The organism is Streptomyces azureus (assembly GCF_001270025.1).
Classification (GTDB): Bacteria; Actinomycetota; Actinomycetes; order Streptomycetales; family Streptomycetaceae; genus Streptomyces; species Streptomyces azureus.
Window position 1 is genome coordinate 249,234 of sequence record NZ_DF968533.1, and the last position, 14,352, is coordinate 263,585.

The window sequence follows — 14,352 nt, forward strand, 5'->3', positions numbered from 1 at the left end:
AGTCACTGAAGGGCGGTCACCTCTCGGGGTGGCCGCCCTTCGGCGTGTCCTCGGGGACGCGCCGGTGCCAGGAGAGCCGCCAGGGCGCATCATGGAGGGACTCGGCGTACCGGGGAGGTGCCTTACGTGTCCCAGCCGCCCTATCCCTCCTGGCAGCCCTGGCAGCCCTGGCAGGGCCCCAGTGCCCCGTCCATGCTCGCCTCGCACGCCGATCGGGAGCGGGCCGTGGACGTGCTCAGAGCCGGGTACGGCGAGGGGCGGATGGAGCACGGCGAGTTCGAGAAGCGGGTGGCGCGGGCGTACGCGGCGCGGACCGTGGGGGAGCTGGCGATGCTCGTCGCGGATCTGCCTCAGGGGCCCCTGCCGCAGCCGGCCGGGGTGATGCCCGTGCCGCGGGCGTTTCTGCCCGTGCCGCGGCCGCAGACGAACGGGAAGGCGGTGGCGGCCGGCGTGTGCGGGCTGCTGTGTGTGCCGACCATGGGGCTGACGGGGATTCCGGCCGTGGTGCTGGGGCACGTGGCGCGGGCCGAGATCCGCAGCAGGGGGGAGCTCGGGGACGGGCTCGCGCTGACCGGTCTCGTATTGGGGTGGTTGTCCACGGCCGGCTGGGCACTCGTGCTGGTGTTGCTCACGGTGGTGTCCATCGCGGCAGCGTGACGTCCGGGCTGCGAGGAACATGTGCAAATCGGACAGCCGTCATCGAATTGAAGATCGACAACGGCCGGGGGTCTTGACATGCCCCGTATGGCGATGCGGCCGGCACCCATTTGTTTTGACCGCAGCCAATGCGATAGGTACGCTCAGACCTTGTGCCTGGGGTGTGCCCTGGCTCTCGTGCGTGCCATGAACCGCACGTCGAGCTGATACCGGCCACCGTAATCCGCGCTTAATTCTGCCTGGCGGCGGGAGTTCGCGGGATTCGACACACCCGACCGCGTGGGTCGGCGACGTTCCAGGTTAGCTTCACCTATCGGCACACAGAAACCGGAGAAGTAGTGCCTACGATCCAGCAGCTGGTCCGCAAGGGCCGGCAGGACAAGGTCGAGAAGAACAAGACGCCCGCACTCGAGGGTTCCCCTCAGCGTCGTGGCGTCTGCACGCGTGTGTTCACGACCACCCCGAAGAAGCCGAACTCGGCCCTGCGTAAGGTCGCGCGTGTGCGTCTGACCAGCGGGATCGAGGTCACCGCTTACATTCCGGGTGAGGGACACAACCTGCAGGAGCACTCCATCGTGCTCGTGCGCGGCGGCCGTGTGAAGGACCTGCCGGGTGTTCGCTACAAGATCATCCGCGGTTCGCTCGACACCCAGGGTGTCAAGAACCGCAAGCAGGCTCGCAGCCGTTACGGCGCCAAGAAGGAGAAGTAAGAATGCCTCGTAAGGGCCCCGCCCCGAAGCGCCCGGTCATCATCGACCCGGTCTACGGTTCTCCTCTGGTGACCTCCCTGATCAACAAGGTGCTGCTGAACGGCAAGCGCTCCACCGCCGAGCGCATCGTCTACGGCGCCATGGAGGGCCTGCGCGAGAAGACCGGCAACGACCCGGTCATCACGCTGAAGCGCGCTCTCGAGAACATCAAGCCGACCCTCGAGGTCAAGTCCCGCCGTGTCGGTGGCGCCACCTACCAGGTGCCGGTCGAGGTCAAGCCCGGCCGCGCCAACACCCTGGCGCTGCGCTGGCTCGTCGGTTACTCCCGCGCCCGTCGCGAGAAGACCATGACCGAGCGTCTCCTCAACGAGCTTCTCGACGCCTCCAACGGGCTCGGTGCGGCCGTGAAGAAGCGCGAGGACACCCACAAGATGGCCGAGTCCAACAAGGCCTTCGCGCACTACCGCTGGTAGTCGCTACCCACATCGAGACCGAGAGAAGACTGAAGCCTTATGGCTACCACTTCACTTGACCTGGCCAAGGTCCGCAACATCGGGATCATGGCCCACATCGACGCGGGCAAGACGACCACCACCGAGCGGATCCTGTTCTACACCGGCGTTTCCTACAAGATCGGTGAGGTCCACGACGGCGCTGCCACCATGGACTGGATGGAGCAGGAGCAGGAGCGTGGCATCACGATCACCTCTGCTGCCACCACCTGTCACTGGCCGCTCGAGGACAACGACTACACCATCAACATCATCGACACCCCGGGTCACGTCGACTTCACCGTCGAGGTGGAGCGCTCCCTGCGCGTGCTCGACGGTGCCGTGACGGTGTTCGACGGTGTCGCCGGCGTTGAGCCCCAGTCCGAGACGGTGTGGCGTCAGGCGGACCGCTACGGCGTGCCGCGGATCTGCTTCGTCAACAAGCTCGACCGCACCGGTGCCGAGTTCCACCGCTGCGTCGACATGATCAGCGACCGTCTGGGCGCGCAGCCGCTGGTCATGCAGCTGCCGATCGGTGCCGAGGCGGACTTCAAGGGCGTCATCGACCTCGTGACGATGAAGGCCCTGGTCTGGTCGGCCGAGGCGACCAAGGGTGAGATGTACGACACCGTCGACATCCCGGACACCCACGTCGAGGCTGCCGAGGAGTACCGCGGCAAGCTGCTCGAGGCCGTCGCCGAGAACGACGAAGAGCTGATGGAGCTGTACCTGGAGGGCACCGAGCCCACCGTGGAGCAGCTCTACGCCGCGATCCGTCGCATCACCATCGCGTCCGGCAAGGGCGGCGGCACCACCGTCACCCCCGTGTTCTGCGGCACCGCGTTCAAGAACAAGGGCGTTCAGCCCCTGCTCGACGCGGTCGTGCGCTACCTGCCCACCCCGCTCGACGTCGAGGCCATCGAGGGCCACGACGTCAAGGACCCTGAGCAGATCATCGCGCGCAAGCCGTCGGACGACGAGCCCCTCTCCGCGCTCGCGTTCAAGATCATGAGCGACCCGCACCTCGGCAAGCTCACCTTCGTCCGCGTGTACTCCGGCCGTCTTCACTCCGGCACCCAGGTGCTGAACTCGGTGAAGGGCAAGAAGGAGCGCATCGGCAAGATCTACCGCATGCACGCGAACAAGCGTGAGGAGATCGAGTCGGTGGGCGCCGGCGACATCGTCGCCGTCATGGGCCTGAAGCAGACCACCACCGGTGAGACGCTGTCGGACGACAAGAACCCGGTCATCCTGGAGTCCATGGACTTCCCGGCGCCGGTCATCCAGGTCGCCATCGAGCCCAAGTCGAAGGGCGACCAGGAGAAGCTGGGCGTCGCGATCCAGCGCCTGGCCGAGGAGGACCCGTCCTTCCAGGTCCACTCGGACGAGGAGACCGGCCAGACCATCATCGGCGGTATGGGCGAGCTGCACCTCGAGGTGCTGGTCGACCGTATGCGCCGTGAGTTCAAGGTCGAGGCCAACGTCGGCAAGCCGCAGGTCGCGTACCGCGAGACCATTCGCAAGGCCGTCGAGAAGGTCGAGTTCACCCACAAGAAGCAGACGGGTGGTACCGGCCAGTTCGCCCGCGTCATCATCGCGATCGAGCCGATCGAGGGCGGCGACGCCTCGTACGAGTTCGTCAACAAGGTGACCGGTGGCCGTGTGCCGAAGGAGTACATTCCTTCGGTGGACGCCGGTGCGCAGGAGGCCATGCAGTTCGGCATCCTCGCCGGTTACGAGATGACCGGTGTCCGCGTGACGCTGCTCGACGGTGCCTACCACGAGGTCGACTCCTCCGAGCTCGCGTTCAAGATCGCCGGTTCGCAGGCCTTCAAGGAGGCCGCGCGCAAGGCCAGCCCCGTGTTGCTCGAGCCGATGATGGCCGTAGAGGTCACCACGCCCGATGACTACATGGGTGAGGTCGTCGGTGACATCAACTCCCGCCGTGGCCAGATCCAGGCCATGGAGGAGCGGGCCGGTGCCCGCGTCGTGAAGGGCCTCGTGCCCCTTTCGGAGATGTTCGGCTACGTCGGCGACCTGCGCAGCAAGACGTCCGGCCGTGCCAGCTACTCCATGCAGTTCGACTCCTACGCCGAGGTTCCCCGGAACGTCGCCGAGGAGATCATCGCGAAGGCCAAGGGCGAGTAACGCACCGCGTCTACACGCCGTAGGCTTGACTCCGGAGCCTTGAGGGGCATTCCGCCGCAATCATGGTGAGAATGCCCCGGGGCCCGGGCTTTCCAGCAAAGATCACCTGGCGCCGATGAGTAAGGCGTACCAGAACCACTCCACAGGAGGACCCCAGTGGCGAAGGCGAAGTTCGAGCGGACTAAGCCGCACGTCAACATCGGCACCATCGGTCACATCGACCACGGTAAGACGACCCTCACGGCCGCCATTACCAAGGTGCTGCACGACGCGTACCCGGACCTGAACGAGGCCTCGGCCTTCGACCAGATCGACAAGGCTCCTGAGGAGCGCCAGCGCGGTATCACCATCTCCATCGCGCACGTCGAGTACCAGACCGAGACGCGTCACTACGCCCACGTCGACTGCCCCGGTCACGCGGACTACATCAAGAACATGATCACGGGTGCGGCGCAGATGGACGGCGCCATCCTCGTGGTCGCCGCCACCGACGGCCCGATGCCGCAGACCAAGGAGCACGTGCTCCTGGCCCGCCAGGTCGGCGTTCCGTACATCGTCGTCGCGCTGAACAAGGCCGACATGGTGGACGACGAGGAGATCCTGGAGCTCGTCGAGCTCGAGGTCCGTGAGCTCCTCTCCGAGTACGAGTTCCCGGGCGACGACGTTCCCGTCGTCAAGGTCTCCGCTCTGAAGGCCCTCGAGGGCGACAAGGAGTGGGGCAACTCCGTCCTCGAGCTCATGAACGCCGTCGACACCGCGATTCCGGAGCCGGAGCGCGACGTCGACAAGCCGTTCCTCATGCCGATCGAGGACGTCTTCACGATCACCGGTCGCGGTACGGTCGTCACCGGCCGTATCGAGCGTGGTGTCCTGAAGGTCAACGAGACCGTCGACATCATCGGCATCAAGACCGAGAAGACCACCACCACGGTCACCGGTATCGAGATGTTCCGGAAGCTCCTCGACGAGGGCCAGGCCGGTGAGAACGTCGGTCTGCTCCTCCGTGGCATCAAGCGCGAGGACGTCGAGCGCGGCCAGGTCATCATCAAGCCGGGCTCGGTCACCCCGCACACCGAGTTCGAGGCGCAGGCCTACATCCTGTCCAAGGACGAGGGTGGCCGCCACACGCCGTTCTTCAACAACTACCGCCCGCAGTTCTACTTCCGTACGACGGACGTGACCGGCGTGGTGACCCTCCCCGAGGGCACCGAGATGGTCATGCCGGGTGACAACACCGAGATGAAGGTGGAGCTCATCCAGCCCGTCGCCATGGAGGAGGGCCTGAAGTTCGCCATCCGTGAGGGTGGCCGGACCGTGGGCGCCGGCCAGGTCACCAAGATCACCAAGTGAGTCTCCGGACTGGCTTGAGGGTCGACTGACCTGAGTGGCTCGGAGGGGCCCGTACGACTTCGGTCGTGCGGGCCCCTTTGCCGTGCCGCTCGAAGAGGGCGGATCATCCGGGATGAGCCGCCCCGAAATTCTGCTGGGCCCTCTCGTGCAGCGCGATCCCGACCGAGACCGAGACGTTGAGGGACTCGGTGGAGTTGATCATCGGGATCGATACCGTGGACGAGGCCACTTCCTTGAAGGAGTCCGACGGCCCGCCCTTTTCACTGCCGAACAGCATGGCGATCCGCTCCTTGTCGTCGGCGAGGTCCTTCACGGAGAGATCGCCGTCGGCCTCCATCGCCAGCAGTCGCAGACCGCTGTTCCGGATGAAGTCGATGGCGTCCTCCCGGCTGGAAAGGACAATGGGGAGCGAGAACACGTAGCCTCGGCTGGCCCTCAGCAGACGCCGGTCGGCGATGCTGGTGAGATCACTGTCGACAAGGATGATCCCCGACGCTCCGAGCGCCAGGGAGGTGCGCACGATCGCTCCGATGTTCCCGACGATCTTCACCCCGTCGAGGATGATGACATCCCCGTCCCGGCTCGCGATATCGCTGAACTTGGCCGGGCGGGGGACACGCGCGACGCCGAACGTCTTGGCTTTCCTCTCCCCTTTGAACAGCTGGTTCACGATCGATGAGTCGACGAGTCGGACCGGTACGTTGTGCCGCTCGCACAGTGCGAGCAACTCGGGGGACACGGGGCTGGTGTCGCTGCTGTAGACCTCGATCAACTCCACCCCTGCGGAAATGCACTGCGCAAGCGGTTCGGTGTCCTCGATCAACGTGGTCTTGATGCTGGACCGCGAGTGCTTGGTGATATCGATGATTCGCTGCATCGCAGGGTCGGAGATATGCGTGATGGTTTCCAACTCGGTCATGGACGGATCCTAGTGCCCTGGCAGGCAACGTCCTTGACGCTGTCTGCCGGGGCACTGACTCCCTGGATCGGGCGTGAGCTGCCGAACGTCGAGAGCCATGGCCGCGACGGTGCCGGAGGACCGGAGAGCTCTCAACTCGTTCGCCCTCAGATGGCGGTCAGACCTCGGCCGGCCCTGCTTTTTCGGCGAATCGTTCCGCGAACTGAAGAAATACGTCATTCGACTTGATGTCGCCAACCGTCACGCGGACGCCCTGGTCCTTCCAGGAACGAACCATGATGCCGTTCCGAGCCGCTTCCGCGGCGAATTCATCGGACTGGGAGCCGGTCGGCAGCCACAAGAAATTCGCCTCTGACGGCACAACGGCCCAGCTCTGGTCTCTGAGCTCTTGTGTCATGCGTTCCCGTTCCGCGATCACGCGAGCTGTGTGCCGCAATACCTCAGGCCGGTGCTCGAGTGCCGCTCTCGCCGCAGCTTCTGCGACGGTGCTCACCGAGAAGGGCAGCAGTCTGCCGCGCAGGGTGCGAGCCACGTCCCTGTGGGCGAGTGCGAAGCCGATACGAAGGCCCGCCAACCCGTATGACTTCGAGAAGGACCGCAGGACCACCATGTTCGGCAGGTCGCGGTAGAGCTCACACCCGTCGGGGGTGTGAGCTCCGGCGAATTCACGGTACGCCTCGTCCAGGACGACCACCACGTGGTCCGGGATCTCGCGGAGAAACGCGAGCATTCCGGCGGTGTCGACTGTGGTCCCGGTCGGGTTGTTGGGGTTGCACAGAATGACGGCGCGGGTGTCTCCGGTGATGCTGTCGAGGATCCTGGGCAGATCGTGTGTGTAGTCCTTGAGCGGAACCTCGACAGGAACGGCACCGGCGTTGTGCACCACCAGAGGGTAGGCATCGAATGACGGCCAGGCGTACACGACGTCGCCGCGATGGGGCGACGCCCACTGTATGACCTGCTGGAGGATCGCAGATGAGCCCGGGCCCACGACCACATCGAGTTCAGACGTGGAGTAGGTGTCGGCTATGGACCGGGCCAGCTTGTGGGAGAAGGGGTCGGGATAGCGATTCACCTCGTGCAGTGACTGCTGAAGTATGTGGTACAGATCGGCGATGGGGACGTCCGGCAGCTCGTTCAAGGAAAGCTGATGCACGTCGCCGAGTTCTGTGCCGCCGATAGCTTCTGTCATGACAAACCGTCCTCCTGGGCGGCGCAGCCGGCTGATCACCTTTCCGGGGACCTGGGTGCCCCCAGTGCGTCGTCGATGAACTTCATGGTGTCGGCTATGGCGCGGTCCTTGTCGGAGTCGTGGTAAATCCCGTGCAGTGCTCCTGAGTAAATCTGTTCGGTGAGGTGAAGGCCGCGGATCTTCTCAATGCCGCTCCTGGTCTCTTCCAGCTGAGCCAGGGGATCGGCGTCACCGTGCAGCCAGAGAGTCGGCAGGAAGGCCAGGTCGCCTCCGTCGTTGATGCGGTCGAGGCAAGCGACGACCGATTCCAGTGTTCTCCGGACAAAGGCGCCGTGCCAGATCAGCGGGTCCTTGTTGTAGCGTTCCGCTTCGTCGGGTTCCCTGGACATGACCGAGCCGACGTCCATCGGCATCTCGGGAATCTCGTCGAAGGCCAGCAGGGCGGTCGCGGTGTGCCAGGAACCGAGCACGGGGGCGACCAGGACGAGGGCTGACAGGCTGTCGGGATGGCGTTGCGCGTAACGCGCGGCCACCATCCCGCCGATCGAGTGTCCGATCATGACCACGGGAACGTTCGGGTGGTCTTCGCGCGCGCTCTCCACGACGGTGCCGACGTCGTCGACGAGTTCCTCGTAGTCCTCCACGAGTGCGCGTGGCCCGTCCGACCGGCCGCTTCCCATGTGGTCCGGGGCGTACACGGCGGCGCCGTGCCGTGTCAGGGCGCCGGCCAGGTGTCCGTACCGACCCGCGTGGTCGGCGTAGCCATGGACGAAGACGGCGGTGTACCTGGGTGCCGGGTGCGGCCACAGATGCGTGTGGATCGTATGACGGACACCGGCGATTCGTCGCCCGCTCTCTTCGGCCATGGCTGTCCTTCCAGTCCTCGCGGTCAGTTGTGCTGGGGGTGGGGCCGCCCGATCACCCTCCCTCGTGATCCGGGCGCCGCTATTCCGTAAGTTCCACTCGGTAGTCGCGCATCCAGTCGTTGATCTTGATCAGTGACTCGAACCCGACACGCAGGAAGCGCAGTTCCTCCGGAGAGGCTTTCTGCACGGTGTTGAAGGCCTCCGACGCGCTCCTCTCGTCCATGAGCGCGCGCACGGGGGCGGCGGGGTCGTCCATGAGATCGCCCAGCCTGCCCTTCAGCATGTGGTCGTAATCCGGATCAGAGATCGTCGGGTAAGGCGCTTTCTTCCTGGTCAGGACGGCCTCAGGGAGATCCGAGGCCACGGCCGCCCGGAGCAGGCTCTTCTCGCGCCCGTCGAACGTCTTCATCGACCATGGGACGTTGAAGACGTACTCGACCAAGGCGTGGTCGCAGTAGGGCACCCGGACCTCCAGGCCCACGGCCATGCTCATCCGGTCCTTGCGCTCCAGGAGCATCGGAAGGAATCTGGTGAGGAAGAGGTGGCTGACGGTACGCATGCGCCGTTCCTGTTCCGGTTCCCCGGCCAGGACGGGGACGTCCGCCACCGCTTCCGCGTAGCGGTCGGCGCGGTACTCGTCGAGCGACAGGCGTCGGGGCAGTGCGGGGTCGAGGAACGAGGGTCCCGGCGGGGCGCCGGCGCCCCGCATGTACATCCAGGGGAAGGTCTGGGCGCGCGTCGCGTCCTCGTCGTGGAACCAGGGATACCCGCCGAAGAGTTCATCGGCGCCCTCGCCGGACAGCGCGACCGTGGAATGCTGCCGAATCGCCTTGAACAGCAGATACAAGGACGTGTCCATGTCGGCGAGCCCCTGCGGCAGGTCGCGGGCACGGAGCACGGCGGCGCGTGTCGTGGGGTCGGACAACAGCTTCGCGTCGAGCACGATGTCCTTGTGCGCGGCGCCTATGTGGCCGGCTAGTTCCGCCGCGTAGTCGGCGTCGTCGACGAGAGCGGAGCCACGGGCGGCCGGATCCGGTCCGCCGCGTGAGAAGCCGACAGAGAAGCAGTTGAGAGGTTCCGCTCGGGTACGCAGTGCCTCCGCGGCGAACGTCGCCACTGAGCTCGAGTCCAGGCCGCCCGAAAGCAACGAGCACAGGGGAACGTCCGCGACGGTCTGGCCGGCGACCGCCGTACGCAGCAGATCACGCACACGGCTGACCGTGGTGTCCAGATCGTCGTCGTGCGGACGGGCCTCCAGCTTCCAGTAGGGCGTCTCGGTGATCTTCCCGCGGCTGACGTGGACGGTGTGCCCCGGACGCACCTGGAACATGCCCTCGAAGATCGCGTGTCCCGGGGTGTTGACCCACGTCATGAGCTCCCGCAGGCCGTCGGAGCTCAGCCGGGCCCGCGCCTCGGGGTGGGCCAGGATGGCCTTCGGCTCGGACCCGAAGAGCACGCCGTCCGCGGTCGGGTAGTAGTAGAGCGGCTTGATCCCCAGCCGGTCACGGACCAGAAGCAGCTTCTGGCTGCGCACGTCCCAGAGGGCGAAGGCGAACATACCGGTCAGGTGCCGGACGAAGTCATCACCCCATTCCAGGTAGGAACGGAGCACTACCTCGGTGTCGCTGCGGGTGTGAAAGCGGTGGCCGAGGGAGCGCAGACGATCCCTGAGCTGAGGGAAGTCATAGACCTCTCCGCTGTAGGAGATGACGGCCGCGACACGCCCTTCCTCCTCCACGACCATGGGCTGCGTGCCGCCGACCGGGTCGATGACGGCCAGTCGCCGATGGCCCAGGGCCACGTTGCCGCCGTACCAGATCCCTCCGGCGTCGGGTCCGCGGCAGGCCATGGTCTGTGTCATCGCCTCGACGGCGGGTTGCTGCGCGCCGGGGTCCCGCTCCCAGGCGACCCAGCCCGTGATTCCACACATATGTCCTCCAGCCTTCGCCTTTACGCGGGAAGCGCACCGAGCTGTCGGTGCAGCCCCAGCAGATCCATCTGGTCCCAGTGCTGGGCGAACAGGCCTTCCTCGACGAGGAAGATGTCGATGAGGCCGATGGAGAAACGGTTACCGGACGGCGGGATGTCCAGGATCGTGCCGACTTGCCGACCGCTGAAGGTCATGCGCGCGACGACTTTGTCTCCTTCGACGACGAGGTCGTCGAGAGTCAGCTTCAGATCCTCCACCGACGCCGCCCAGCGACGGACTGCCGCACGCATTCCCTCCACGCCGCGCTCGACCGCTGGATTGGGGTGGCGGTAATCCGGGTGCAGACAGTGATCCAGGTGCCGCGGGTCTCCTTCGTTGTAGGCCGCCAGAAAGTGGTCCATGAGTCGCAGCGCGCCTTCTCTGTCCACAGCTGATCGCCTTTCACATGATCGGTATCAGGGGTTCCGGTCGTCGGCGGCCGGCTCGGCGAGTTTCCGCAGACGAGGGGGATGCGCCGGGGCGACCTCGGCTCCCAGAGCCGTAGCGGCGATGAGGTCGCACGCGTCGGAGTTGCTGTAGGGATGCATGGTCCCGGCACGCACGTCCCGGTGCGCACGCTCGTACAGCGAGCCCGGACGCAAGGCCGGCGTGCCGATGATCCTGATCACGCGGTCGACGATCTCCACGGCGTTGTTGGTTCCGACGGTCTTGGCCAACAGGACTCGGGACATGCCTTGTTGGATGCTCATGGAATCCCACAGGGCGTTGCCCATGACCTCCCGTGTGGTCCGTTCGATGACCGCACGGGACGTCTCGATGAGGACCTCGCACTCGCTGATCGAGGACCGCACGTAGGCCCGCTCCTCCCAGCCGCGGCTCAGGACGTCCTGCACACACTGTTCGAAGGCGCCCACGGCGACCCCGAGATAGACGGCCGCGAACGTGGGCATGGCCCAGCCCCACACGGTCTGGAGGAGCGAACCGTCCAGTGAGCCGACGGGGAAGCTCGTCAGTACGTTCTCCTCGGGCACCATGACGTCGCGCAGTTCGATGTTCTCGCTGCGGGTGGCCCTGAGGGCGGAGGTGTGCCAGGTGCCCTCCACGACGCGGACGCCGGGGCTGTCGGCGGGAATGCGGAACACCAGGACCTGCGGGCCGTCCGGGTGTTCCCGGTACACCGCCATCGACGTCATGTGGGTCATGACGGCCGAGCCGGTGCCGAACGTCTTCTCCCCGGTGACCAGGTAACCGCCCTCGACCTTGCGGGCTTTGGCCCCGGTGCTCCGGACGAGCGCGTGCCCTGGCTCCGCGGTGGCGCCCATGAGGATCACCCGTCCGTCGGCGATGTCGGCGAGCATCCGCCGGGCGCGCTCGTCACCCGTGGTCCGCCACACCCTCGCCATCTGACCGGCCATCGACAGGTGCATGTTCACGGTGAGTGCCGTGGAAGCGCATCCTGTGGCCAGTCGCTCCTGGGTCGCGGCCATGTCGCCGAGGTCGCCGCCCAGCCCGCCGAGTTCCCGGGGGACGGTCAGTCTCAGGTAGCCGGCCTCCCGGAGCTCGTTGATGTTCAGGTGGGGGAACTCGGCGTTCCTGTCGTACTCCGCGGCCCGCTCCCGGAAGGCCGCCGCCAGGTCCTCCGCCATCGCGACGAGGCGCCCGCGCGCGGGCTGTGTGATGAGAGGTCGCATAAAGACTCCAGCTCTAGGAGGTGATCACGCAGCCGCGGTCGCGTTCACGAGGTCGGCGCGGACCAGCCATGTGCGGGCGGCTCCGGAGACGCCGCGCGGGGGCGTCCGGGGAACCAGCCGGCCCGTGGCCTCGGCCAGATCACATGGCTCACGTACGACGGCGTGCCATCCCCGGTGGGCAAGCCAGGTTTCCGGGTCGGCCACACCGGAGCGCCACGGGCGGCCCTCGTCGCGCATCTGCTGGAGCCACTCCCGCATCCACGGTGCGCGGTACAGATCGGTGTTCACCTGCTCCAGGCACAGGACGCTGCCGGGTGAGGACAGCTCCGTCACCTGCCCGACCACCGCGTCCACCTGGTCCTCGGTCAGGTAGTAGAGGACTCCTTCGGCCAACCACACAGTGGGAAGCTCACTGCGGAATCCCGCGTCCAAGAGCGCGGACGGCCAGTCGGCCGTGAGGTCGGCAGGGACCGCGACGCGGCTGCACCGATCGGTGGCCAGGCCACAGGAGGCCAGGAACCCGGCCTTCTCCTCGACCGCCTCGGGCAGATCCACCTCATAGAGGGTGACGCCCTCCGGCCACGGCAGCCGGAACGCTCGGCCGTCCATGCCGGCCGCCAGTACGACGACCTGCCGATGCCCGCTCTCGGACACGGCACGCATCAGGCAGTCGTCGAAGAACTTGGTCCGCACCGCGAGGGTGTCGAAGCGTGAACTCGGCGCGGACCGCAGTTCGGTGTACAGATCCGGTGCCGTGCGACGGATGAATTCCACCGCGAGCGGATCATCGAACAGGCGATCGGGCCGGAATGATTCGGCTGCTCTGGCGCAGGCGATCCAGTGGGCGGTCTCGGTCAGACTCGACATCGTGCTCTTCTCGGGTGAGCCGGGCGGTGGGATGTCTGGCGAGGGCCGTCACCGGCCTGTGGTCGTCTCATGGCCCTCGGTCCCGTCCCCGCTTCCCGTGGCGCGGGTCAGGCCGCGGCGGAGCGACTCGTGGAGGATCTGCGTCTGGTTGTGACGCACCTGGTTCCAGTAGGCGTCACCCCCCGCGTTCTTGGTCCGCAGCACGACGCCGATGAAGGCCTTTCCCTCGGCGACGATGAAGGACATCCGGTGCTCGAGGAAGGTGTCGGCGTCGCCCAGGAGGACTTCGCGCTCGCTCGACTCGAACACCTCGTAGGGGCCCAGACGCCCCCCGACCTCGGGCAGGGGCTGTTCCCGCGTGCTGCGCATGGTGTTGGGCTTGACTCCGAAAGGCCGAAAGAGCAGGCCCTGGAACCATGTCCATACGTCGACCAGCCAGAACGCCCGTTCAGGGGTCAGGCTGGGGCGGTCCATGGTCAGGCGGGCGAGCTCTCTGGCGTCGACCTTCTGTTCACCCGGTATAGGAGCTGCCGCTGCCTCGGCGTGTTTGTACTCACCGCTGTCGCGGAAACGGGCGAGGGCAGAATCGTCCGGAATTAAACAGCTGGCTATCTGCATCCAGATCCCCCATGTGTGGCTTCATCGGCCGTGCGAATGCAATGCGCCAGCGTATTCCGCGGCACATTGAACCGATGCCTCTGTGTCGCGAACCTACCCGTGATCCAGTGGGTGATGCGAATTAACGCAAATGCGCGATGTGGCGTGCGTCACATGGTGGAGTGGCGAGAACTTGATGCGATGTGTCTGGAATCGAGCCCTTGTCGGCCCGATGACGTCATGCTTATGGTCGGCGGCAGCCGGGTGACAGAAGTCCCGGGGGCCGGCTGACAATTCCTAGGGCCGGCCTGTCTGTATGCGGCTGCGATGGACGCGACCGCAATTCATGAAAGGTGGTCGGTAATGAGTAATGCCTCCATCGGTCAGGAGATCGGCGTCGAGGGCCTGACGGGCCTGGACGTCGACGCTCTGGAGATCAGCGACTACGTGGACGAGACGCTGCTCGACGGCGAGGACCTCACGGTGACGATGATCGCCTCCGCCTCGTGCACCACCTGCATCTGCACGTGCAGCTGCAGCTCCTGAGTTAGTCGCCGGCGCGGCGTCTGAGAGCCCGCCGCCCTCGGGCCTGCCCGCGCCAATCGAGCAGGCCCGAGGGGTAACCGCGGCCGACTGGTCGGCCGGTCTGTGTGCGGCCGCGCTGGACACGGCCGCGTTTCATGAGGGGTGGTCGGTATGAGTAATGCCTCCATCGGTCAGGATATCGGCGTCGAGGGCCTGACGGGCCTGGACGTCGACGCTCTGGAGATCAGCGACTACATGGACGAGGCGCTGCTCGACAGCGAGGACCTGACCGTGACGCTGGTCAGCTCCGTCTCGTGCACCACCTGCATCTGCTCCTGTAGCTGCAGTTCCTGATCCAGTATCAGACGCGGGCCTCCAGCCCCGCTGCCTCGGACCTGTCCGTGATGAT

At 66.1% G+C, this 14,352-nt stretch carries 15 protein-coding genes; 7 read left to right on the forward strand and 8 right to left on the reverse strand.

Annotation, left to right across the window (positions count from 1 at the left end):
* Positions 1-126: 126 nt before the first annotated feature.
* The 5 genes from AOQ53_RS39095 (at position 127) to tuf (ending at position 5,356) form a co-directional block, all read left to right on the forward strand.
* Positions 127-657: a DUF1707 and DUF4190 domain-containing protein gene (locus AOQ53_RS39095; RefSeq protein ID WP_059425039.1), complete on the forward strand. Its 531-nt coding sequence runs from the start codon at positions 127-129 to the stop codon at positions 655-657.
* Positions 658-995: 338 nt separating this feature from the next.
* Positions 996-1,367, forward strand: coding sequence for a 30S ribosomal protein S12 (rpsL, locus tag AOQ53_RS39100; protein ID WP_003948652.1), 372 nt, complete (start codon positions 996-998; stop codon positions 1,365-1,367).
* 2 nt (positions 1,368-1,369) lie between these two features.
* Entirely contained in the window at positions 1,370-1,840 is a 471-nt protein-coding gene (rpsG, locus tag AOQ53_RS39105; RefSeq protein ID WP_003998848.1) for a 30S ribosomal protein S7, read from the forward strand.
* Positions 1,841-1,879: 39 nt separating this feature from the next.
* On the forward strand, positions 1,880-4,006 hold the full coding sequence (gene fusA / locus AOQ53_RS39110) for an elongation factor G (RefSeq protein ID WP_059424789.1): 2,127 nt from the start codon (positions 1,880-1,882) through the stop codon (positions 4,004-4,006).
* A gap of 156 nt (positions 4,007-4,162) precedes the next feature.
* On the forward strand, positions 4,163-5,356 hold the full coding sequence (gene tuf, locus AOQ53_RS39115) for an elongation factor Tu (RefSeq protein ID WP_059424791.1): 1,194 nt from the start codon (positions 4,163-4,165) through the stop codon (positions 5,354-5,356).
* Between the two features lie 103 nt (positions 5,357-5,459).
* Here the strand turns inward: tuf and nshR are convergent, their stop codons facing one another.
* From nshR to AOQ53_RS39155, 8 genes are all read right to left on the reverse strand, one after another.
* Positions 5,460-6,275 (reverse strand): NshR/TsnR family 23S rRNA methyltransferase, encoded by an 816-nt coding sequence (gene nshR, locus AOQ53_RS39120; protein WP_059424793.1) that lies wholly within the window; start codon positions 6,273-6,275, stop codon positions 5,460-5,462.
* Positions 6,276-6,432: 157 nt separating this feature from the next.
* On the reverse strand, positions 6,433-7,467 hold the full coding sequence (locus AOQ53_RS39125) for a histidinol-phosphate transaminase (protein ID WP_059424795.1): 1,035 nt from the start codon (positions 7,465-7,467) through the stop codon (positions 6,433-6,435).
* A gap of 35 nt (positions 7,468-7,502) precedes the next feature.
* On the reverse strand, positions 7,503-8,333 hold the full coding sequence (locus tag AOQ53_RS39130; protein WP_059424796.1) for an alpha/beta fold hydrolase: 831 nt from the start codon (positions 8,331-8,333) through the stop codon (positions 7,503-7,505).
* 79 nt (positions 8,334-8,412) lie between these two features.
* Entirely contained in the window at positions 8,413-10,263 is a 1,851-nt protein-coding gene (asnB, locus tag AOQ53_RS39135; protein WP_059424797.1) for an asparagine synthase (glutamine-hydrolyzing), read from the reverse strand.
* A 20-nt stretch (positions 10,264-10,283) separates the two neighbouring features.
* A complete protein-coding gene (locus tag AOQ53_RS42520) occupies positions 10,284-10,664 on the reverse strand; it encodes an ester cyclase (RefSeq protein ID WP_078945708.1) in 381 nt (126 codons plus the stop codon).
* A gap of 54 nt (positions 10,665-10,718) precedes the next feature.
* Complete coding sequence (locus AOQ53_RS39145; RefSeq protein ID WP_059424800.1) at positions 10,719-11,954, reverse strand: acyl-CoA dehydrogenase family protein; 1,236 nt, start codon at positions 11,952-11,954, stop codon at positions 10,719-10,721.
* 24 nt (positions 11,955-11,978) lie between these two features.
* On the reverse strand, positions 11,979-12,821 hold the full coding sequence (locus tag AOQ53_RS39150) for an SAM-dependent methyltransferase (protein ID WP_059424801.1): 843 nt from the start codon (positions 12,819-12,821) through the stop codon (positions 11,979-11,981).
* 48 nt (positions 12,822-12,869) lie between these two features.
* The gene (locus AOQ53_RS39155; RefSeq protein WP_078945709.1) at positions 12,870-13,439 is read right to left on the reverse strand and encodes a DUF2867 domain-containing protein; all 570 of its coding nucleotides are present in this window, start codon (positions 13,437-13,439) and stop codon (positions 12,870-12,872) included.
* Positions 13,440-13,781: 342 nt separating this feature from the next.
* Between AOQ53_RS39155 and AOQ53_RS39160 the strand changes: the two genes are divergently transcribed.
* Positions 13,782-13,964: a thiocillin/thiostrepton family thiazolyl peptide gene (locus tag AOQ53_RS39160; protein ID WP_059424804.1), complete on the forward strand. Its 183-nt coding sequence runs from the start codon at positions 13,782-13,784 to the stop codon at positions 13,962-13,964.
* 150 nt (positions 13,965-14,114) lie between these two features.
* Positions 14,115-14,297, forward strand: coding sequence for a thiocillin/thiostrepton family thiazolyl peptide (locus AOQ53_RS39165; RefSeq protein ID WP_059424805.1), 183 nt, complete (start codon positions 14,115-14,117; stop codon positions 14,295-14,297).
* The last annotated feature ends 55 nt before the right edge of the window (positions 14,298-14,352 follow it).